Below are 21,831 nucleotides of genomic sequence, written 5' to 3'. Positions count from 1 at the left end.
GTTCCTTCTGAATGTGGTCAGCCCTTGACCGCGCCCGCCATCAGCCCGCGCACGAAATAGCGGCCGGCGACGACATAGACGATCAGGGTGGGCAGAGCCGCGATCATCGCGGCCGCCATGTTGACGTTGTATTCGACGACGCCGGTCGAGGTGTTGACGACGTTGTTGAGCGCCACCGTCATCGGCATCGCGTCGCCGGTGCCGGCGTAGGCGGAAGCGAACAGGAAGTCGTTCCAGATGTTGGTGAACTGGTAGATGACGGTAACGACGAAGATCGGTATCGAGTTCGGCAGCATGATGCGGCGGAAGATCTGGAAAAAGGAGGCGCCGTCGACCTGTGCGGCCTTGATCAATTCGGTCGGGAAGGCCTCGTAATAGTTGCGGAAGAACAAAGTGGTGAAGCCGATGCCGTAGACGACATGGACGAAGACCAGATTGACCGTCGGATTGCCGAGGCCGAAGCTGGTGCCGACCGAGTTCTGCAGCAAGACGCCGAAGCGGCCGAGGCTGCCGAGGATCGTCGCCATCGGCAGCAGCACCGACTGGAACGGGATGAAGCAGGCGAACAGCATCAGCCCGAACACCAGTGTCGCGCCGCGAAAACGCCATTTGGTTAGCACGTAGCCATTGAGTGCCCCGAGCATGGTCGAGATCAGCACGGCCGGAACCACCATCTTGATGGAATTCCAGAAATAGCCCTTGATGCCGGCGCAGGTGAGACCGACGCAGGTCTCGCCCCAGGCCTTCAGCCACGGGTCGAAGGTCGGCGATTGTGGCAGCGCCAGCATGTTGCCGTTCTGGATCTCGTCCATGGTCTTGAACGAGGTGACCAGCATGACGAACAGCGGCATCAGGTAGAACAGCGCAAACAGCGCCAGAAGCCCATAGATGACAATGCGGTTGACGAGTTTGACGTTGACGCCGCCGGAAGCCTGGCGGGCGGGAGCGGTGACAGCGCTCATCGCGGCTTCTCCCTGAGTTCGGAATAGAGATAGGGCACGATGATGGCGACGATGGTCATCAGCATGATCACGGCACTGGCCGAGCCGACAGCCATCTCGTTGCGCTTGAATGTGTACTCATACATGAAGTTGGACGGCAGCCACGCCGAGCCGCCGGGGCCGCCAGAAGTCAGCGCGACCACCAGATCGTAGGACTTGATGGCGAGGTGGGCGAGCACGATGAAGGCCGACAGGAAGATTGGCCTGAGCAGCGGAATGACAATGCGGCGGTAGAGCTGGAAGGTGGTGGCGCCGTCGATCTGCGCCGCCTTCATGATCTCGCCGTCAATGCCGCGCAGGCCGGCCAGGAACATCGCCATGATGAAGCCGGAGGCCTGCCAGACACCGGCGATGACCACGGTGTAGATGACGAAATCCTTGTTCTTGATCCAGTCGAAATGGAAGCTCGTCCAGCCCCATTGATGCAAGGTCTGCTCGAGGCCGAGTCCTGGGTCGAGGAACCATTTCCAGGCGACGCCGGTGACGATGAAGGACAAGGCCATGGGATAGAGGTAGATCGGCCGCAGCACGCCTTCGCCGCGAATCTTCTGGTCGAGCAGGATGGCCAGGAACAGGCCGAGCGCCAGGCAGATCAGGATGTAGAGAAAGCCGAAAATGCCCATGTTGGTGATCGACGTGTACCAGCTCGACGGCGGGTCGGTGTCGAAGGTCCAGCCCCACAGCCGCTGATAGGCGCGCGGGCCGGTGATGACATAGGACGGGAAGGTCTTGGAATTGGTGAAGGACAGATAGATCGTCCACAGGATGAAGCCGTAGACGAAGACGATCGTGATGGCGAAGCTCGGCGCCAGCACGATCTTCGGCAAGGCGTCCTGCAGGCGCGAACGCACAGTGGCGCGGGGCCGTGCATGCTCGGGCGTCGGCTTGATCTGGCTTGTTGCTAGCGTGCTCATGAGCTCCTCCCGTTTTCGGGTCGTCCGTGCGCTGCCGTCAGGCGGCAAGGCGGCCCGTGCGGACGGGTCCTTGGTCGGCATGGTGTCGAGCCGGCCAATCGTGGGATGAAACCTTCCCCGCCGAAGCGGGGAAGGTGTTTTCGTGGCCGGCGCTTACTTGGCGTCGTCGATCGCCTTGACCAACTCGGTCACGGCTTCGTCCGAGGTCTTGATCTGGCCATGGACGAACTTCGAGACGACGTCCTTGTAGGCATTGGCGACCGCCGGAGGCGCGCCATAGCCCTGGGCCAGCGAGCCGAACAACGTGCCGCCGTCATTGGCTGCCTTGAGGTCGGCGATGCCCTTCTTGCCGCAAGCGTCGAAGTCGGTGTCTGGAACGTCGGTACGGGCCGGAACCGAACCCTTGACGACGTTGAAGGCGGACTGGAAGCTCTTCGACAAGGTGGCGGTGGCCAGTGCGACCTGGGCGGCCTTGCGGTCGTCCGGAACGTTGAACATGCCGAACATGTCGGAGTTGTAGATCACGGAGCCGTCAGTGCCCGGGAAGCGATAGCACAGGAAGTCCGTGCCCGGGGTCTTTTTGGCGGCGTGGAACTCGCCCTTGGCCCAGTCGCCCATGACCTGCACCAGGGCGTCGCCCTTGATAACCATCGCGGTGGCGAGGTTCCAGTCACGACCCGAGAAGTTCGGGTCGACATAGGTGACGAGCTTGGCCAGGTTGTCGAACGACTTCTTCATCGTGTCCGACTTGAGCGAAGCGTCGTCGAGGTCGTTGAAGGCCTTCTTGTAGAACTCGGGTCCGCCGGTCGACAGCACGACCGAGTCGAACATGGTGGCTTCCTGCCAGTTCTGGCCGCCGAGAGCGAGCGGGATCACGCCTGCAGCCTTGGCCTTATCGAGCAGGGCAACGAAGTCGTCGAAGGTCTTCGGCTCGGTGCCGCCGATCTTGTCCATCACAGCCTTGTTGATCCACAGCCAGTTGACCGAGTGGACGTTGACCGGGGCCGCGACCCACTTGCCGTCATAGACCGAGAACTTCTGCAGGGCGGCCGGAACCGACTTGTCCCAGCCTTCCTTCTTCGCTGTCTCGGTCAGGTCGCCCATGACGCCGGCCGCCGCATAGTCGAGCACGGTGTAGCCGAGCATCTGCGAGGCGGTCGGGTAGTTGCCGGCCGCGACCATCGCCTTCAGCGCGGTCATGGCGGCGTCGCCGCCACCTCCGGCCACCGGCACGTCCTTCCAGGCATAGCCTTCCTTGGCCAGATCGCCCTTCAAGACGTTGAGGGCAGCAGCTTCGCCGCCCGACGTCCACCAATGCAGCATCTGCACTTCCTTGACGTCCTCGGCATGGGCGGCGAAGGCCAGACCCGATGCGAGAGCCGTTCCGATAAGCAGTTTGCGCAACATGTACTTCCTCCCTTGTTGCATTACACGACCGGTGGAAGCCCACCGGGTTCTTCCAAACTCAGCCGACCCACCATCCTGTGCGCTGGCCGCGATGAAACTGGATTGTCTTTTCCTCGGTATAGTCCTCGACCGCGCGTTTGCCGAGTTCGCGTCCTAGACCGGACTGCTTGTAGCCTCCGAAAGGCAGCTCGGGATAACCTTCCATGAATGTGTTCACCCAAACCGTCCCCGAACGCACCCCACGCGCCACCGACATGCAAGTGTCGATGCTGGCGCTCCACACGCCTGCCGACAGACCATAGGGCGTGTTGTTGGCGATGTGCAACGCCTTTTCAATCGTTTCAAAAGTCAGCACGGAGAGCACCGGCCCGAACACTTCTTCGCGTGCGATGGCCATGTCCTCGGTGACGCCGCGGATGATGGTTGGGTCGAGATATTGGCCGGCATTGGAGGCCAGCTGCCGGCCACCGCTGTAGACGTTGCCGCCGCCGCTTGCGGCTGCCGTGACGTAACCGGTCACCTTGGCCAGATGGTCGGACGAGATCATCGCGCCGACCTTGGTTCGATCGTCCAGTGGATCTCCCACTGCTACTCTCGATGTAAGTGCCTTTACGGTGGCAAGAAAATCGTCGGCGATCGCCTCGTGCACGATCAGCCGGCTGCCGGCGTTGCAGCATTCCCCGGCATTGAAGAAGCCGCCGAACACCGCCGCGTCGGCGGCCGCTTCGAGATCGGCATCGGGAAAGACGATCTGGCCGTTCTTGCCGCCGAGCTCCATCGAAACCTTCTTGAGCGACTGCGCAGCGGATGCCATGGTCATCTTGCCGACGCGGGTCGAGCCGGTGAACGACACCATCTCGACCAGGGGATGGCTGACCATCGGCGCACCGACATCACCGCCCAGGCCGGCAAGGATGTTGACGACGCCAGCGGGCACGCCGGCCTCAAGCAGGATATCGCCGAGCACGAAAGTCGAGGCCGAGGTCATCTCGCTCGGCTTCACCACCGCCGTGCAGCCGGCGGCAAGCGCGAAGGGCAGTTTCTGGCTGACGATCAGGAACGGGAAATTCCACGGTGTGATGATCGAGACGACGCCGATCGGCTCGCGCACGACCACGCCCAGCATGGCGTCGCCGAGATTGGCGTAGCTCTCGCCGTGCAGCGTCCGGGCGAGCGAGGCGGCGTAGCGCCAGATGTCGACGGCGCCACCGATCTCGCCGCGCGCCTGGGCGATCGGCTTGCCCGATTCCAGTGCATCGAGCCGGGCGATGTCTTCCAGCCGCGTCTCGATCAGGTCCGCCGCCTTGAAAAGGATCGCGGCGCGTTCGGCCGCCTTCATGCGTGGCCAGGGACCGGTCTCGAACGCCCTGTGCGCGGCCTGCGCGGCTGCTTCCACCTCGGCCTCGCCGGCCTGCGCATAGCGCGAAACGGTGAAGCCATGGCCAGGGCTCTTGCGCTCGATCGCGCGGCCGTCGCGCGCATCGACATGCTTGCCGTCGATCAGCAGCCGATAGTTTCTTGGCGCGGCTGACGCTTCGGCGGGCATGGCGATGTTGAGGGGGGCGTTCATCAGGATTTTTTCTCTAACTTCTAGAAAATGCGGGTTTCTGCTTGGTCTTGAAAGCGCTTACACCAGCCTTGAGGTCTCCGGAGAGCGCGATGAAACCGCTGGCCAGTGCTTCCGTTGCCGCCGCACTTTCCTCGCCTTCGGCCACGGCGATCATCAGCTTGGCGGCTTCGGTCGCCAACGGCCCGCGCTCGGCGATCGTCTGCGCCCAGGCGCTGGCGTGGGCCAGCCCGTTGCCGGTTTCAACCACCCTATCGACCACGCCAAGGGCCAGCGCTTCGGGAGCGAGAAGTATCTCGCCACCCAAAGCCAAGCGGCGCACGGTCTGGGCCCCGAAGCGGCGCACGGCGCGCTGCGTGCCGGACCAGCCGGGCACGACGCCGATCGAGGTTTCGGGGAAGCCCAGTTTCACCTGCGCCTCGGCGACGCGAAAATCGCAAGCGACGGCCAGTTCCAGCCCCCCGCCCAGCGCATGGCCCGACAGCACGGCGATCGTCGGCTGCCGCAACCTCGCCAGCCGGTCGAACACCCGGTGGCCATAGCGCACCCATTGCACCTGGAAGTCGGCCGCGTTCATCTGCGCCCACGCCTCGACATCGCCGCCGGCGCAAAAGCCCTTGCCTTCGCCGCGCAGCAGCACGACGCGCACGCCTTCAGCCGCCTCGGCCGTGTCGAGCGCCGTTTCCAGCGCCCGCAGCATCGGAATATCCAGCGCGTTGAATTTTTCAGGCCGCCGCAAGGTAACGATGCCGATGGCGCCGTCCCGCTCGAAGGTGACGAGAGGCTCAGCCATGCGCGCCTCCGAGCGAGGCGCCGCGATTGAGCGACAGGCCGATTGGCCGATCCTGATAGAGCGTCGCCGGCGTCACCTTGAGGTCGTTTGCGACGCCAAGCGGTGTTTCCGACTGCGCCAGCACGTCGCGCTCGAGGTCGATGCCCGGCGCCAGTTCCGTCACCATCAGCCCATCAGGCGTCAGCTTCATCACGCAGCGCTCGGTGACATAGGTGATATCCTGGCCCTGGGCGACGGCGCGCTTGCCCGAAAACGAGATGTGCTCGACCTCGTTGACGATCTTCTTGACCTTGCCCTCCTGGTCGATGCGGATGCCGCCATCGGCCAGCGAAAGCTTGGCGCCGGCATTGAAGAAGCCGGAGAAGACGATCTTCTTCGCCCGCGCCGTGATGTCGACAAAGCCGCCGGCGCCGGCGGTGACATGCGGCCGCGCCGACAGCTTCGAGACATTGACCGAGCCGTGGCGGTCGATCTGCAGGAAGGAGAGCAGCGAGGCGTCGAAGCCGCCGGCCTGGAAATAGATGAACTGGTGCGGCGAGGGCATGATCGCCTCGGCGTTGGAAGCGCAGCCGAACTTGAAGTCGAGCAGCGGCACGCCGCCGACAGCACCTTGTTCGATCACCCAGGTGACCTTGCCGTGCTGGCCTTCTTCCAGGAGGATGCGCGGCACATTGGCGGAGATGCCGAAGCCGATGTTGACGGCCATGCCGTCGCGCAATTCCATGGCGACGCGGCGCGCGATCACCTTCTGGACGTTCATCTCGGCATTGCGGAAGGTCGACAGCGGCCGGAAGATCTCGCCCGAAATCGCCGGGTCGTAAGGCGTCAACGTCGTCTGCAACTGGTCGGGCGCCACCACGATATGGTCGACCAGCACGCCCGGCACGCGCACATCATGCGGCTTCAGCGTGCCGTTCTCGACGACGCGCTTGACCTGCGCGATGACGATGCCGCCATTGTTGCGGGCGGCGAGCGCCTGCTCGAGGCCGCCAAGATAGGCGCCTTCATGCTCATAGGTGAGGTTGCCGCGTTCGTCCGCCGTGGTGGCGCGGATGATCGAGACCTGCGGGACGATCGAGCGGAAATAGAGCCATTCCTCGCCATCAAACTGCTGCACCGACACGATCGGCTCGCTGGCCGCCGCATTCATGGCGCAACCCTGGTGGCGCGGGTCGGCGAATGTGTCGAGACCGACCTTGGTCAGCACGCCCGGCCGCTTGGCGGCGGCTTCACGGTGCATGTCGAACAGGATGCCGGACGGGACATTGTAGGCGGCGACCGAATTGTCGCCGATCATCTTCCAGATCTGTGGGGGCTCGGCGGAGGAGGGGCCGGACGGATAGGAGCCGCACAAAGTGCGCTTCAGCAGGCCGGGCTTGGCGAGATGATCGATGCCCTTGATGCCATACATGTCGCCGGCGGCGATCGGATGCAGCGTGGTGATGTTCTTCGGGTGACCTTCCGCGTCGAAACGTTCGCCGATGGCGGCCAGCACCGCGTCCGGGCAGCCGAGGCCGCTCGACGACGACACGGAAACGACCATGCCGTCCTTGATCAGGCTGGCTGCCTGCGTTGCGGAAACGACCTTGCTCACTTCATGCTCCCGAGTTTCGGGTCGATCTTGACGGCCTTGCCGGAGCTGGCCGATTGCAATGCCGCCTCGGCCGAGGCCAACGACCAGATGCCGTCCTCGCCGGTGGCGGAGGGCTGGCCGTCGCCGTGGATCGCGGCATGGAACTGACGCACGGACCTGGCGTAGAGATCCTCGCGGTCGAAGCTCAATTGCTCCTCACCCTTGGCCGTGCGCAACAGCACCGAGCCGTCCGGCTTCTGGGTCATGACATTGCCGGCGATCAGCGAGCCTTCCGAGCCGTGCACCTCGAAACCGGTGTCGGCGAATTTGGTCGTGAAGCCTTCATGCGACTGGGCGATGAGGCCCGATTTGAAGCGCCAGATGCACATGGCACCGTCTTCCAGCCCGCTGTCGGCCATGCCGGCGGCTTGCGTGAAGGCCGAGACCTCGACCGGATCGTCGCCGAGCACGAAGCGCAGCGTGTCGGCATCGTGCACGGTGATGTCGAGCACCACGCCGCCGCCCGCTTCGGGCTTGGTAATGCGCCAGCCCTGCAGGTTTTCCGGCAGATAGACGGAATGGAAAACGCGTGCGGCGATCGGCTTGCCGATGCGGCCGGTGGCGATGGCGTCCCGCATGGCACGATGCGCACCGGCGTTGCGCAGATGATGGTTGGTGCCGAGCACGACGCCGGCGGCGCTGGCGGCCGCGACCATCTTACGCGCGTCGGCGCTGGTCAGCGCCAGCGGCTTCTCGCACAGCACATGCTTTCCCGCGTTGATGGCGGCAAGCGCCTGCTTGAGATGCAACTCGTTGATGGTCGAGATGTAGACGGCGTCGATATCCTCGCCAAGGAGCTCGTCAAGCGTCGAGACCGCAAGCGGAATGTTGTTTTCCACGGCATATGCCTGGGCCCGCTCTGGGCTGGAACTCATCACCGCCGCGATCCTGCCATCGGCCTGCGTACGAATGGCATTGATCATGAATTGCCTGGCGATCGTGCTGGCGCCGATCAGTCCCCACTTGACGCTCATGCCGCGCCTCCCGTTCCTGCAGGCCTGTTTCGTGTGCGGCGATCCGGGCCGCAGCTTTCCCTGACAACGAGATTGACCGCGCCGATATGGTCTTCGGCACGCGTGGTGCGCGACTGGATCATCTTGAGCATGACGTGTGCTGCGCGTTCGCCAAGACCGGTTGTGTCAACCGCGACACTGGTCAGCGCCGGCATGTAGTGTTCGGCCTCGACTACGTCGTCGAAGCCGACGACGGCGAAATCCTGTCCCGGCTCAAGCCGGCGCTTGCGCAATGCCAGCATCACGCCGAAGGCGACGGCATCGTTGAAGCAAAGCGCCGATGTCGGCGGCTCGACCATTGCGAGTGCGGTTTCCAGGCAAGCAATGCCACCCTTGCGGCTGGTCTCGCCCTCGATGACGAGCACGTCGCGAGGGGCGATGCCCAGTGTCTCGCAGGCTTCGCGAAAGCCGCCCAGCCGTTCCTGATAGACCACCAGGTCCGAAGTGCCGCCGAAGAAGGCCAGCCGGCGATGGCCTTTGCCGATGAGATGAGCAGCGGCAATATAGGCGCCGCGATGATTGTCGGGCGCGATCACCGGGATGCGGCTATCAGGCAAGCGGCGCATGGCGAAGACAACCGGCACGCCAGCCATCTCCTGCCGCCGGAAAGCGCCTGGCGTGGTGCCGCGTGCCGGTGACACGATGAGGCCGGCGACGCCTTGCTCCATCAGCGACTTCAGCACCTCTTCCTGTCGCACCGGATTTTCCGCCGTATTGGCGATGAAGGGCACGATGCCGGCCGACTGGAAGACGCGCTCCATGCCCACCGCCAGTTCGGCGAAGAACGGATTGGTGAGATCGTTGATGACCATGCCGATGACGTTGGAATGGGCCTTGCGCAGATTGGCGGCGCCGCGATTGTAGACATAGCCGACATCCTCGATCGCCTTGCGCACCTTGACCGCCGTCTCGGGCCGGATCAGCCCGCTGCCCTGGAGCACGAGCGACACCGTCGATTTGGACACGCCTGCCTCGCGGGCAATGTCGAAGATCGTCGCCTTGGCCCGGCTGGCCATCCCGATATCTCCTCCCGGTTTTGGTTCAAATTATTGGAACGTTCTAATCACTGCTCCAATCGAGAGTCAATCGAGATTTTTTTCCGGCCTGGAGAATGGACAATAGGGCGCTATAGGCCATGTCTTGTAACGAGTGGAGTGCTGCGATGCAGCATTTTACGGAAGGTCGCTCGTGAATCTTAAAGGTTCTTGATTTATTGGAACGTTCCATTTATAGGCGCGATAAAGGGAGAGCTCGATGGATATTGCCTTGCCTAGTGAGGGTGGCTACAGCAGCCGCTACGCGCTTGTCGGACAGCCGGTGCAGCCGGTAATCGGCGCGCGGTTTTCGCGCATCGCCTATGCCGCCGCGCATGTCGTCGCCGATCCTCTCAAAATGACCGACCCATGGTCGCGGCCCGTGGTCGACTGGGACAGGACGATGGCGTTCCGCCATCATTTGTGGCGGCTCGGCTTCCGCATCGCGGAGGCGATGGATACGTCGCAGCGTGGCATGGGTTTCGACTGGCCAAGCGCACGGGACTTGATCCGCAGGTCTATCGCCGAGTCCCGCACCGTCGATGGCGCCGATCTTGCCTCGGGCGCGGGAACCGACCATCTGGCGCCGGCGTCGGCCAGGACGCTGGACGATGTGATCGCCGCCTATGAGGAGCAGTTCGCTTTCATCGAAGGACAAGGCGGCAAGGCTATCATGATGGCCAGCCGCGCATTGGCGGCGGTGGCGAAGGGACCGGACGACTACGCCGCCGTCTACGACCGGATTCTCAGCCAAGCCTCCGGCAAGGTCATCCTGCACTGGCTGGGTGACATGTTCGACCCGGCCTTGAAGGGCTATTGGGGCAGCGACGATTTCGAGACCGCGCTCGATACGGTGGTCGCCATCATCGAACGTCACGCAAACAAGGTCGAAGGCATAAAAATATCGCTGCTCGATGCCGGCAAGGAGGTTGCGCTCCGCGATCGGCTGCCGCACGGCGTCGTGATGTTCACCGGCGACGATTTCAACTATCCCGAACTGATCGCAGGAGACGGTCGTGGGCATTCGCACGCCTTGCTCGGCATTTTCGACGCCATCGCGCCGGTCGCCAATGCCGCCCTGGCAAGGCTCGCCGAGAACGACCGGGCCGGCTATGACGCGCTGATGGCGCCGACGGTGCCGCTGTCGCGAAAGATCTTCGAGGCGCCGACCGAATATTACAAGGCCGGCATCGTCTTCATGGCCTGGCTGAACGGCCACCAGGATCATTTCACGATGGTTGGCGGCATGCAGTCGGCGCGCGGCATCCGCCACTATGCGGAGGTCTTCCGCCTTGCCGACCAGGCAGGCCTGCTGGCCGATCCCGACCTTGCCATATCGCGGATGAAGAGCCTGTGCGCCGTCGCGGGCGTCTGAGCCGAATGAAGTTCGGCTAGAAGTATCCCCTGCTCGCGAGATTTGCGATATTGGTCTCAACCCGTATTGGGAGCGCGGATCAGTGGACCGGTAGCCGATGGCAGACAAAGTGGCCCTCATAACCGGGGTAACCGGCCAGGACGGGGCCTATCTCGCGCGGTTGCTGCTGCGGAAGGGCTATATCGTCCATGGCGTCAAGCGCCGTTCGTCCTCGTTCAACACCGAGCGTATCGACGACATCTATGTCGACCCGCATGAACGCGATATCAGCTTCTTCCTGCACTATGGCGATCTCACCGACGCCACGAACCTGATCCGGCTGGTTCAGGAGACGCAGCCTTGCGAAATCTACAATCTCGGCGCTCAGAGCCATGTCCAGGTCAGTTTCGAGACACCTGAATACACGGCCAATGCCGATGCCCTGGGGACGCTCAGGCTGCTCGAGGCAATCCGCATCCTGCGCCTGGAAAAGACGGTGCGCTTTTACCAGGCGTCGACCTCGGAACTTTACGGCAAGACCCTCGAGGTGCCGCAGCGCGAGACGACGCCCTTCCGTCCCCGCTCACCCTATGCGGCCGCCAAGCTCTATGCCTACTGGGCGACGGTAAACTATCGCGAGGCGTACGGCATGTTCGCTGCCAACGGCATCCTGTTCAACCATGAGAGCCCGGTCCGCGGCGAAACCTTCGTGACCCGCAAGATCACGCGGGCAGTTGCCTCGATTCACCATGGCCGACAGGAAACGCTCTATCTCGGCAATATCGATGCCAGGCGAGACTGGGGTCATGCACGCGACTATGTCGAGGGCATGTGGCGTATCCTGCAGCACGACGAGGCCGACGATTTCGTGCTGGCGACCGGCGAGGCGCACTCTGTGCGCGAATTCGCCGAACTGGCCTTTGCCGAAATCGGGAGGACCATTCGCTGGCAGGGCCACGGTGTGGACGAGATTGGCGTCGACGCCGGCTCGGGCGCCGTTCTGGTGCGTATCGATCCGCGCTATTTCAGGCCGGCGGAAGTCGACCTGCTTGTCGGCGACCCGTCCAAGGCCAGGACCAGGCTTGGCTGGTCGCATGTGACCGGGTTCAAGGATCTGGTGGCGGAGATGGTGCGGTCGGATCTGGCACGCGCCGACAACAGGCCCGGTGGCCGTTCCTGACGGAGGCAGTGCGATGAACGAGACCTTCGATCTCAAAGGCAAGCGGGTTTTCGTGGCCGGGCATCGTGGCATGGTCGGGTCTGCCGTCCTGCGCAGGCTGGCAGTCGAGGACTGCGAGATCCTGACCGCGACGCGCGCCGAACTCGATCTCCTGGATCAGGCCGGCGTGCGAGGCTGGATGGCCGACCGTCGGCCGGATGCCGTGGTGATGGCTGCGGCCAAGGTCGGCGGCATTCTTGCGAATGACCGGTTTCCGGCCGATTTCCTCTATGACAATGTCGCGGTGCAGACCAATCTCATCGAGGGCGCCTTCCGCACCGAAGTGGGCAAATTGCTGTTCCTCGGTTCATCCTGCATCTACCCAAAACTGGCGCCGCAGCCGATCCCCGAGGATGCCTTGCTGACCGGCCCGCTCGAACCCACCAATGAATGGTATGCGATCGCCAAGATCGCCGGGTTGAAACTCTGCCAGGCCTACCGGCGTCAATACGGCGTCAACTACATCTCGGCGATGCCAACCAATCTCTATGGTCCAGGGGACAATTTTCACCTTGAATCCAGCCACGTCATACCTGCGTTGATGCGCAAGGCACATGAAGCAAAGCAGGCTGGTCACAAGACCCTGCAGGTGTGGGGATCGGGCACGCCGATGCGCGAGTTCCTGCATGTCGACGATGCAGCCGATGCCCTGGTCTCCCTCCTGAAAACCTACAGCGGTGAAAGCCATGTCAATGTCGGGTCGGGTCAGGATATCACCATCGCCGAATTGGCCAGGACGGTGGCCTCGATCGTCGGCGGCGATGTGGAGATTACGTTCGATGCGACCAAGCCGGATGGTACACCGCGCAAGTTGCTGGACGTTTCGCGGCTGTTTGCCACGGGATGGCGCCCCCGGTACTCGCTGCACAGCGGGCTGGAACAGACATATGCATGGTTCCTCCGGCATATCGAAGCCGGTCAGGTTCGGCTGACAGCATCAGAAAGTTGACGCCGCTTGAGCGATTTCTCGATGAAGACATTGGCGGCGACCAGGGCAGATGGCCTTGGAGGGCGCCTGCTTGCCATGGTCAATGCAAAATGTCTCGCCGACAAAATGGGGTGCCGTTTCGGCTTTACCTGGAACCGCCGGTCCATCGACGACATGCAATTCCATATTGTCGATTCCGTCGACAAGGTTTTTGCCGCCGATTTCATCGAAAGACACTGGCTGGGCGAGAAGATCGACACGGCCCGGTTCGGTGTCCTCGATGGAACCCGGTTCACCCGGTCCAGCTTGGCGGCCGACGCCCGTCGGAACGGATTCCAGGGTTGGATCTGCGACGATTTCCGCATCCTGAGGTCGTTCCGGCAGGGCTGGTTCAGGGCGATGCTGCCCGCCAACAGGTCGGCCCGATTGAGGCATCGGACGTTTGGCACGTTTGGCTTCTCCGAATCCGTGAGAGCAACGATCGCCGCCGCCGGCAAACCTCGGTTTTCCCGGCCGATGGCCGCGCTGCATCTGCGCAGCGGCGACATCATCCACGGGAATTATCGCTCGCAGCTGGAGTTTTGCGACAAGGTCATTCCCGCACCTCTAGCCAAGGCGATCGTATCGAAACTGGCGTCGAAAGGCCTGGCGACGCTGGTGATCGGCCAGGACCGGGCAACGCTCGACTATCTGAAATCGGAGACCGGAGCCTTCCTCGCCGACGATTTCGATGCAAACGAGTTTGAAGACGAGACACTCAAGGCGTTTTTCGAAATGGCATTGATGGCTCGGTGTCGACAGATCCATGCGGGAAGCAGCGTGTTCGCGACAATCTCGTCAGTGATGGGCGGCATCCGGGTCATCAAGCCAAAAGCCGTGTTCGGCAATCGCGGAACAGCGACGGTCATCCTGGACGAATTGAAGGTTCGGCAATCCGATTACCATCCGCTGGAGGCCGCCTTTGGTTATCAGTCGGCCTTCGTGCTGACGGAACACAGCACCAGCCCGGCGCAGGCGAGGGGAATTCTCGAAAAGGCGGCCGCGCTCGACCCACAAAACCCCGCCTATGCGTTGAAGATGGCGGCCGGCTATTTTCGAGAACGGAATTATCAAGGGGGCGAGGCGGTTCTGAAAGCGTTCATGCTCAAGGAAGTCGACGCCCGCGCCGAGAATTCCATGCGGATTCTGCAGGTTCTGACCCGCCCCTCGGAGCGTGGCCACATCATGGCCGGTGACTTTGAACTCTACTTTGCCGCGGCCAAGGCAGGGTATCCCTACGCCGCGGCATGCTCGGCCCAGATCCTTCACGCGGCTCTGGGCAGAACCGAGGCCGCCTTGGCGATGGCCGCGCTGTCCCTCAAGGCGGAACCCGCCAATCGGCTTTTTCGGCAAATTGAATTGGCGCTCCGGGCGAGCGCGACGGCAAGTGACAGCTCGTCCCTGCGGCAGCTGGCCGGCGGTTGACGCGTTCGAACCTCGCGGTGGATTGGAACAGACATATGCATGGTTTCTCCGCCACATTGAAAAGGGCGATGTCCGGCTCGGGGCCGCGTGGCGGAGGATCGATGTTGATTGTCGTCAACAGGGAAGATGGGCTGGGCGGCCGACTGCTGGCGATGGCCAATGCGAAGGCCCTGGCCGACAGGCTCGGCTACCGCTTCGGTTTCACCTGGAGCAGCCGGGATATCATCGACCAGGAATCGCATACCGTCGATGTGGTCGGGAAGATCTTCTCCGCGGACTTCATCGACAAGCACTGGCTGGGCGAGACGATCAAGGTTGCCGATTTCGGTGTCCTCGGCGGCACGGCCTTCGCACCGTCGGACCTTGAGGCGGCTGCAAGAGGGGGAAAGCTGCGCGGCTGGATCTGCGACGACTTCGACGTTCTCGATTTCTTCCGTGACCAGGGTGTTCAACCGGCTCGGTCCGAAGCGCTGCGGGCCTTCGGGTTCGCGCCGGTCGTGCGGCAGGCCCTGGATGCCGCCGGCAAATGCCGCTTTCCCGGCCCGATGGCCGCCTTGCATCTTCGCAGTGGCGACATCGTCTACGGCCACCATCGCAGAAGGCTGGTTTTCGCCGACAAGGTTATCCCTTCGACCCTGGCCAAGGCTGTTGTGTCGGAGCTCTCATCGAAGGGCCTGACGACGCTCCTTGTCGGCCAGGATCGCGCGACGCTCGATTATGTCGGCGCGCAAACCGGGGCAATGCGGACCGACGATTTCGGTGCCGCGGACTTCAAGGGAGAGGAGGCGCTCAGCGCATTCTTCGAGATGGCGCTGATGGCAAGGTGCCAGCAGATCCATGCCGGCAACAGCATCTACGCGGTGGTTGCGTCCGTCATGGGCGAGGTCCCGTGCCTGGACATCAGCGCGCTGTTCAGCAAGCCGCGCGCGGCGGAAATCATCATGCAGGAATTGCAGGCGCATCAAGCCGACTATCATCCCCTTGAAGCCGCCTTTGGCTACCAATGGTCGTTCCTATCGCTGGAAGACAAGATCGACCCGGCGCGGGCGAGGGAGTTGCTGGAAAAAGCCCAGGCGCTGGATCCGGAAAACGACGCCTATGACCTGAAGCTGGCGGCGGCGCATTTTCGCGAAGGCGATTATCCGGCCGGCGAGGCCATGCTGAAATCGCTGATGATCAGCCAATCCCGGCTGCGTTCCAAAATTCCGTTGCCGATGATGGACATCCTGACCGACCGGATTGGCGGCTTCCTGACGATGGCCAGGGATTTCGAGGTCTTTTTCGCGGCGGCAAGGGCCGGCTATCCCTACGCCATGGCGTGCTCGGCCTATATCCTGCTCGAAGTGCTGGAGGACAGAAAGTCGGCGGTGGAGATGGCAGCAAGGTTGGTGAAGATCGAGCCTGGAAATGCGATCTTCAGGAGAATCAGGCGGCGGATCGAGCTTGGCAAGAAGCCGAAATCCGGTCGGCTGGCGAAGGCACGGTGGCGGCTCGGCCGGCTGAAGACGTTCTGGATCTGACGCCGGACGGTGCGATTGCCGCGCCGTATTGAAGACCCGATCTACAACAGGCGATGGAGGGCACCATCTGCCGACCCACTGATCTGGTGTCTGGGATCAAGCCCGCCAAGCTCATTGCAATGTAACCCCCGTTAGGGGCCATCGGCCTTCGCTGACGCCATATTCGGCTGCAATCTTTGCGCGTCAGGCTCGAGGTAGTGCAGTGACAGATCTATCGAATTCCAGTGCACGGAGTCGGAGAACAACCCAAAGATGTCACCGCTGGTGAATTGCGGAGGGCGGGACGTCGCGGCGAAGAGCGACTCGTCGTATTCGGACGCGATGTCGGCGGGACTATACCCCATCAATTCCAGCACGGTGGGAACGATCTGGAAATGGCTCGCCTTGCCGCGATTGGCCGCGGCGCCGACTGCGAAACGCGCCCTCAGCGTCGGATCGGCGGTATAGGCCATCAATGGAACAAGACCCACACGCGGATCGGGATCATAGATGGTGCAGTGGGTCGATTTGCCGACTTTCATCGCCTGTCCGTGGTCGGACGTATAGATCATCGCGGTATTCGAAAGATCGGCGCTCTCGAACAGCTTTTTCATGAAGTGGTCGACCGACCAGCGGACCGCATTGCGGTACGACGCCAAGCGTGTCGCGACCGTGTCCTTGCCGGCCGACGTGACTGTCGGTCCGTAGACGGCTTCCGATGCAGGATAGGACCAGTCATAGGGAAAATGCGCGCCGTTCTTATTGGCGTAAATGAAGACTGGCCGGCTGCCGGCCAACTCGCCGCGTAGGATGTCGATCAACCGGAAATCGGCGCGGTCCATCTGCACGTCGTCTATGAAATAGGCCTTGTCGATGTCACGCTTTTCTCGCACCGTCATGAAATTCGTGCTCCCCAGGAGGACGACTGCCTTGGCAGTCGACTGCGCGTCGATATATACCGTTCGGTATCCGGCCTTCTTCGCGTATTGCCAGATCGTTGGGTTGGTATTGACGGAATGGGCGAGATCGCGGCGCGACGCCGTGAGGCGCAGTATGGCGTTCGAATAAACACTGCAGTCGCCGCCGGACACGGCGGGACCGAAATCGACGAATCTGTCGGCGAGGGCGGCGATGTTAGGTGTGTACGAATTGCCAGGCGAGAGATCGACGAAATCGGCGCGAACGCTTTCGTCGATCATCATGACGATGTTGCGAGGCCTGACCTGCGCCGTGGCGTTCCATGTGACGGCGCGGCGCTCCGGGGCGCCTTGTGTCACGATCCGCTCCGCGGCCATTGCGGACAGAGCCAGCGGAGCAAACTGCTTCGGCAGGCCGGAGGAGCCGCCTCCGTCCTTGGCATAGACCACGGCTGCAATAATCAGGATCGGCAGCAATGGGAGCCACGCCATGCGCCCTACCCATATCGAGAGCCGGGCGCCTGTCACTGCCGGCGGAATCGAAATCGACGTCACGCCAAAGGCCATGATCGCCACGGCGGGCCAGATCAGCCGATCGTAGAAACCGGCGGCCTCGCCGATGGAATTGCGGCTCGCCCAGAGGGAAAGGATATCGAAGACCGACAGATCGGCGTGACTTGCCTGGAAATAGACCCAGGCTGCCGCGCTCGACAGTGCAAGCGGCACGGCCCATAACAGGCGTGTGACGAACCGGGGCTGGAATGACGCAAACAACAACGCCACCATGGCCAGTCCCCAGATTGCGAGGAATGGAGCCAGGGTGGTGAAGCGCCCGTTGGCGGACAGATTTCCGACGCGATCCCAGAAGTCGAAACTGGTGATCGCCACGAAAACGGCGATCATGGTCAATTTGGCACATAGGGCTGCTACGCCCCAGCGATTGCGATGATGGGTCGGAGCCTGATCGATGCGTTCACCCGTGCCAGGCATGACGACCCCCCGTATTTTGTAGAGTATTGACGACAAAGCCGCGGTGATCGTTGCGTTGGACGTGCACAGGTCTCGGAGACGATTCCGAACCGCGGACAACCCACCCGGCCGCCCCTGAAAGACCGCCGTTCAGACAGCGTTCCAAGAAGCTGCCGCCGCGCATCGGAGCCTTGTTCGGTGACCAGCGGTCAGCGAAGCGTTCGCTCGTACAGCTTGGTTCGTGCGTCGATCGGCGACGGAGCCATTGGCCAAATGCTCGCGTGCGCTGCAGTTCTTCGAACTCCAGCCGCGATACTCCTTGCCACGTCAAACCGATCTCCTGGCGTAGCATCAGCGTTTCAAGATCGCTGCCGTTGCGCTTGATCAGTTGGCGAGGTTGGTCTTCCGGTATGCTCCTTGCTCCACCAGATAATCATGGTCTGCAGTCACCTGCCATGCGTATGCGGTTGTCCGGCGGCCACGCTATGGCGGGTGGGCCTTGAGCAGCCTAACTAACCTGATGCCTCATGGGCCTTCAGTTCCATCAATATGTGCCGATCTGAAACCCGTAGCTTCATTCATATGAAGGAAGCCGGTGTGCGATTCCCCCAACTGCTGGTTTTCGCGACAGCCCGCCTCTACCTCGACCCCAAGCGAAAAGAATGGGTCGGATCGACAGCCAATGCGGCGTGATGCATCGGCGCGGGAAGGGCGTTGCGGAAACAAACAAGCGTCAGCCGCCGGTGCGGCTGGGAAGGCGAATCAGCGCACATTTGCGCGGATGGAAGATGCTCGACGACATCGCGCGTGACGAGCCGCCGGGCAGGCCGGTGAACCCGTATCGGTCTATCTGGGTGTCGTGAGCCACATGGGGCGCGGCATGGCGATAAGGTCTATTACCACCACGTTGATTTTCAGAGGAACGCGGCCGAGGTTTGGGCCGGATTTCCGTGCCAACCGGCAGAAGGGCTTAGCTGGGTATTTGAAAGGATGGTGGGCGTGACAGGGATTGAACCTGTGACCCCTGCAATGTCAATGCAGTGCTCTCCCGCTGAGCTACACGCCCATCCGAAGCCGCGCATACACCACTTTTGGTCCGGCGCGTCAATAGCAGGAAAAAGGAAAGAAGGCGTCGTCTCGCCGCAGCGGCGATGCCTTCGCGGAAAGCGGCTCAGGCCGCCTGCAGCATCTTCTCGACCTCATTGACGAGATCGCGCAGGTGGAAGGGTTTCGATAGCACCTTGGCGTCTTTCGGCGCCTTGGAATCCGGGTTCAGCGCAACAGCGGCGAAACCGGTGATGAACATGACCTTGAGGTCGGGATCGATCTCGGTGGCGCGTCGTGCCAGCTCGATCCCGTCCATCTCCGGCATGACGATGTCGGTCAACAGCAGCGAGAACGGTTCTTCGCGCAGCCGCTCGTAGGCGCTGGCGCCGTTATCGAAATCGCTGACCTGGTAGCCGGCGCGTTCCAGCGCCTTGACGAGGAACCGACGCATATCGTCGTCGTCTTCCGCCAGAAGAATGCGTGCCATGATATCCCGTCCGAATCACCCGCCCGAGACTGCCGCCCGGGCAGCCCGTTAACCATCCTGTATATGAGGAGGTGACGGTAAACATCAAGTGAACGGGCCGAAGCATTATCCGCATTCGGCAAGGCGATGCGGATGGCGAAATGCTGGACATGCGGCCAGCAAGGTGGCACTTTCATGCGATGATGCATTGGTGTTTTCGGGTTCGTGCAAATTGAAGACGGCAGCCGAGGATTTTTCGGTCGTTCAACCCTTCGAAATCCGATCGGGCGCCGAGCAGCGCGTCCCCTTCCTGTTCAACTCGCCGCATAGCGGCCGCTACTATCCCGAGCGGTTCCTTGCCATGGCAAGGCTCGACCGCAACGCCATCCGCCGCTCGGAGGATTGCTACGTCGATGAATTGTTCGGCGGCGCCGTGGCGCTGGGCGCACCGATGCTGGCGGCGAATTTCCCGCGCGCCTATCTCGACGTCAATCGTGAGCCATGGGAACTCGACCCGCGCATGTTCGCCGAGCCGGTGCCATCCTTCTGCAACATCCGCTCGGCGCGGGTGGCGGGCGGGCTTGGCACCGTGCCGAAGCTGGTGGGCGAGGGGCTCGACATCTATTCCGGCCGCTTGCCGCTGGCCGAAGCCGTTGCCCGCATCGAGGCCGTCTACAAACCCTATCACGAAACGCTGAAGCGGCTTTTGACCAGGACCCATGCCCGCTTCGGCTTTGCCGTGCTGATCGACTGCCATTCGATGCCGGCGAGCATCCGTGTTGGCGACAGCGGACTGCGGCCCGATTTCATCATCGGCGACCGTTTCGGCATTTCGGCCACCGCTGCCCTGACCGAGACAGCGATCGGCCTGCTGACCGCCATGGGCTATACCGTCGCCCACAACAAGCCTTATGCAGGCGGCTTCATCACCGAGCATTATGGCCGCCCGGCGCGCCATCTGCATGCGTTGCAGATCGAGGTCAATCGCGGGCTCTACATGAATGAGCGGACGTTTGAGAAGGCCGCCGGCTTCGACGCGCTGGCCGATGACCTGACGCGATTTTCAGCGGATCTGATGGCAATGCCGGACCATCACTTCATCGACCTGCCGCTGGCCGCGGAGTGAAATCAGGTCGTGCATGTCGTTGTCGCGAAACCGCCAGGCACTCCTCGGCGACATGCCATTGAAACCGCAGCGTAAAAAAAGACCGCATCGTTTTCACGATACGGTCGAAGTCTAGGGAGGAAACGCCCAAGGAGGGCATGGACAGGAAAACCTGTCCGAGGTCGAGGGTATTGTGCGGTGCACAAATGTCAAGCGATCTTCAGGCTTTTTTAATTCAGAGTGATGTGGAAATTGCGTTTCGATGACGTTTATGTGACATTTTGGCAACATCTGTCCCGGCGAATAAATCGATAAACAGGCTTGTTTTGGCGGAAAAGTGTCGGCAGAGCCCGGTTGGGCACTCGGCAATGCGGGAGAATCAGTTGGACGTCAGCATCGATTTCATGCGCCGTATCGCGCAGGCGGCAGCCGCGGAAACCCTGCCGCGCTTTCGCGCCCAGGGTGCCGTGGCCAACAAGGAGAAGGGCAGTTTCGATCCGGTCACGGAAGCCGATCGCGAGACGGAACGCGCCATCAGGGCGCTGATATCGGCTCAGTATCCCGACCATGGCATTCTCGGCGAGGAGCATGGCAGCGAGAACATCTCCAGCCGGCATGTCTGGGTGATCGACCCGATCGACGGCACGCGGGCCTTCATCTCCGGCCTGCCGGTGTGGGGGACGCTGGTTGGGCTGACGGTCGACGGCGACGCGGTTGCCGGCATGATGGCGCAGCCCTTCACCGGCGAACTGTTCTACGCCAACGCCTCCGGCTCGCACTATGAAGGGCCGGGCGGACCGCGCCAACTTTCGACCCGCAAGACGACAAAACTCGACGAGGCAACGCTGTTCACCACAACGCCGGCGCTGTTCAAAGGCGAGGCCCGCACGCGCTATGATGCGTTCGAGAAGCAGGTTCAGCTCGCCCGCTACGGCGCCGATTGCTATGCCTTCGCCATGATCGCCTCGGGAAGCGTCGACATCGTCGCCGACCCCGGCCTGAAGCCCTACGATATCGTGGCGCTGATCCCGATCATCGAGAAGGCGGGTGGTGTCGTCACCACCTTCGATGGCGGACCGGCGGAAAAGGGTGGAGATGTGCTGGCGGCGGCGACGCCGGAGCTTCACGCGGCCGCCATGGCTGCCCTGCGCGGCTGATCGGCTTCAGCGCGATCTGATCGAGCGCCGGAATTCCGCCGGCGTACGGCCATAGACCTGCCTGAACGACGCACTGAAATGGCTGTGGCTGGAAAAGCCGAGGTCCATGCCCAGCGTAGTCAGATTGTCGTAGCGGCCGAGCAGGTCGAGCCCGCGCGCCAGACGCAGGCGCAGATGATAGCGATAGAGCGGCATGGCCTCGACCTGCTGGAACACCTGGGTCAGATAGACCGGCGAAACGCCGACCTCGGCGGCGATCTCGGCCAGCGTCCAGCGTCGCGACAGGTCCGACGACAGCACGAGCTTGGCCCGGTCGACCAGCTTGTGTCAGCTATGCCTGCCCG

18 protein-coding genes, 1 tRNA gene and 1 pseudogene are annotated in these 21,831 nt (G+C 62.4%); 8 read left to right on the top strand and 12 right to left on the bottom strand.

Going from position 1 to position 21,831, the window contains the following annotated elements; genetic code table 11:
• Positions 1–17 precede the first annotated feature (17 nt).
• The 8 genes from AC1VON_RS32320 to AC1VON_RS32285 form a co-directional block, all read right to left on the bottom strand.
• Positions 18–962: a carbohydrate ABC transporter permease gene (locus tag AC1VON_RS32320; RefSeq protein WP_483126096.1), complete on the bottom strand. Its 945-nt coding sequence runs from the start codon at positions 960–962 to the stop codon at positions 18–20.
• Positions 959–1,915 (bottom strand): carbohydrate ABC transporter permease, encoded by a 957-nt coding sequence (locus tag AC1VON_RS32315; protein ID WP_172348678.1) that lies wholly within the window; start codon positions 1,913–1,915, stop codon positions 959–961. Before AC1VON_RS32315 ends, AC1VON_RS32320 begins: the two co-directional genes overlap by 4 nt.
• 153 nt (positions 1,916–2,068) lie before the next feature.
• Positions 2,069–3,322, bottom strand: a complete 1,254-nt coding sequence (locus AC1VON_RS32310) for an ABC transporter substrate-binding protein (RefSeq protein ID WP_095084589.1) — start codon at positions 3,320–3,322, stop codon at positions 2,069–2,071.
• Positions 3,323–3,380: 58 nt separating this feature from the next.
• The gene (locus tag AC1VON_RS32305) at positions 3,381–4,892 is read right to left on the bottom strand and encodes an aldehyde dehydrogenase family protein (RefSeq protein WP_483126095.1); all 1,512 of its coding nucleotides are present in this window, start codon (positions 4,890–4,892) and stop codon (positions 3,381–3,383) included.
• Positions 4,893–4,905: 13 nt separating this feature from the next.
• On the bottom strand, positions 4,906–5,682 hold the full coding sequence (locus AC1VON_RS32300) for an enoyl-CoA hydratase/isomerase family protein (protein WP_172348680.1): 777 nt from the start codon (positions 5,680–5,682) through the stop codon (positions 4,906–4,908).
• Positions 5,675–7,276 carry an acyl CoA:acetate/3-ketoacid CoA transferase gene (locus tag AC1VON_RS32295; RefSeq protein ID WP_483126094.1) on the bottom strand — a complete coding sequence of 534 codons (1,602 nt, stop codon included), beginning with the start codon at positions 7,274–7,276 and terminating at the stop codon, positions 5,675–5,677. The genes AC1VON_RS32300 and AC1VON_RS32295 overlap by 8 nt, the downstream gene beginning before the upstream one ends.
• Positions 7,273–8,289, bottom strand: a complete 1,017-nt coding sequence (locus tag AC1VON_RS32290) for a Gfo/Idh/MocA family protein (protein ID WP_483126093.1) — start codon at positions 8,287–8,289, stop codon at positions 7,273–7,275. The genes AC1VON_RS32295 and AC1VON_RS32290 overlap by 4 nt, the downstream gene beginning before the upstream one ends.
• Positions 8,286–9,344: a LacI family DNA-binding transcriptional regulator gene (locus AC1VON_RS32285; protein ID WP_483126092.1), complete on the bottom strand. Its 1,059-nt coding sequence runs from the start codon at positions 9,342–9,344 to the stop codon at positions 8,286–8,288. The genes AC1VON_RS32290 and AC1VON_RS32285 overlap by 4 nt, the downstream gene beginning before the upstream one ends.
• 238 nt (positions 9,345–9,582) lie before the next feature.
• On the opposite strand from AC1VON_RS32285, the gene AC1VON_RS32280 reads away from it, so the two are divergent.
• From AC1VON_RS32280 to AC1VON_RS32260, 5 genes are all read left to right on the top strand, one after another.
• A complete protein-coding gene (locus tag AC1VON_RS32280) occupies positions 9,583–10,737 on the top strand; it encodes a dihydrodipicolinate synthase family protein (protein WP_483126091.1) in 1,155 nt (384 codons plus the stop codon).
• 97 nt (positions 10,738–10,834) lie between these two features.
• The gene (gene gmd / locus AC1VON_RS32275) at positions 10,835–11,896 is read left to right on the top strand and encodes a GDP-mannose 4,6-dehydratase (RefSeq protein ID WP_483126090.1); all 1,062 of its coding nucleotides are present in this window, start codon (positions 10,835–10,837) and stop codon (positions 11,894–11,896) included.
• A 13-nt stretch (positions 11,897–11,909) separates the two neighbouring features.
• On the top strand, positions 11,910–12,884 hold the full coding sequence (gene fcl / locus AC1VON_RS32270) for a GDP-L-fucose synthase (RefSeq protein WP_483126089.1): 975 nt from the start codon (positions 11,910–11,912) through the stop codon (positions 12,882–12,884).
• Positions 12,885–12,914: 30 nt separating this feature from the next.
• A complete protein-coding gene (locus tag AC1VON_RS32265) occupies positions 12,915–14,327 on the top strand; it encodes a hypothetical protein (RefSeq protein ID WP_483126088.1) in 1,413 nt (470 codons plus the stop codon).
• A gap of 101 nt (positions 14,328–14,428) precedes the next feature.
• On the top strand, positions 14,429–15,847 hold the full coding sequence (locus tag AC1VON_RS32260) for a tetratricopeptide repeat protein (protein ID WP_483126087.1): 1,419 nt from the start codon (positions 14,429–14,431) through the stop codon (positions 15,845–15,847).
• A gap of 131 nt (positions 15,848–15,978) precedes the next feature.
• Here AC1VON_RS32260 and AC1VON_RS32255 read toward each other — a convergent pair whose 3' ends face one another.
• The gene (locus tag AC1VON_RS32255; protein ID WP_483126409.1) at positions 15,979–17,646 is read right to left on the bottom strand and encodes a sulfatase-like hydrolase/transferase; all 1,668 of its coding nucleotides are present in this window, start codon (positions 17,644–17,646) and stop codon (positions 15,979–15,981) included.
• Positions 17,647–18,374: 728 nt separating this feature from the next.
• Between AC1VON_RS32255 and AC1VON_RS32250 the strand changes: the two genes are divergently transcribed.
• On the top strand, positions 18,375–18,575 hold the full coding sequence (locus AC1VON_RS32250; RefSeq protein WP_483126086.1) for a hypothetical protein: 201 nt from the start codon (positions 18,375–18,377) through the stop codon (positions 18,573–18,575).
• 128 nt (positions 18,576–18,703) lie between these two features.
• Here AC1VON_RS32250 and AC1VON_RS32245 read toward each other — a convergent pair.
• Both AC1VON_RS32245 and cpdR read right to left on the bottom strand, forming a co-directional pair.
• Positions 18,704–18,778: transfer RNA gene (locus tag AC1VON_RS32245), tRNA-Val, on the bottom strand.
• Positions 18,779–18,883: 105 nt separating this feature from the next.
• A complete protein-coding gene (gene cpdR / locus AC1VON_RS32240; RefSeq protein WP_006199474.1) occupies positions 18,884–19,246 on the bottom strand; it encodes a cell cycle two-component system response regulator CpdR in 363 nt (120 codons plus the stop codon).
• A 163-nt stretch (positions 19,247–19,409) separates the two neighbouring features.
• Between cpdR and AC1VON_RS32235 the strand changes: the two genes are divergently transcribed.
• Positions 19,410–20,351, top strand: a complete 942-nt coding sequence (locus AC1VON_RS32235) for an N-formylglutamate amidohydrolase (RefSeq protein ID WP_140771865.1) — start codon at positions 19,410–19,412, stop codon at positions 20,349–20,351.
• Between the two features lie 362 nt (positions 20,352–20,713).
• Positions 20,714–21,487, top strand: coding sequence for a histidinol-phosphatase (hisN, locus tag AC1VON_RS32230; RefSeq protein WP_483126085.1), 774 nt, complete (start codon positions 20,714–20,716; stop codon positions 21,485–21,487).
• Between the two features lie 6 nt (positions 21,488–21,493).
• Here the strand turns inward: hisN and AC1VON_RS32225 are convergent.
• Positions 21,494–21,811 (bottom strand): annotated as a pseudogene (locus tag AC1VON_RS32225) (helix-turn-helix domain-containing protein); the annotation flags it as partial.
• Positions 21,812–21,831 lie beyond the last annotated feature (20 nt).

The organism is Mesorhizobium sp. HAY1-8B (assembly GCF_056868045.1).
This window is presented reverse-complemented; position numbering and strand designations above follow the sequence as displayed.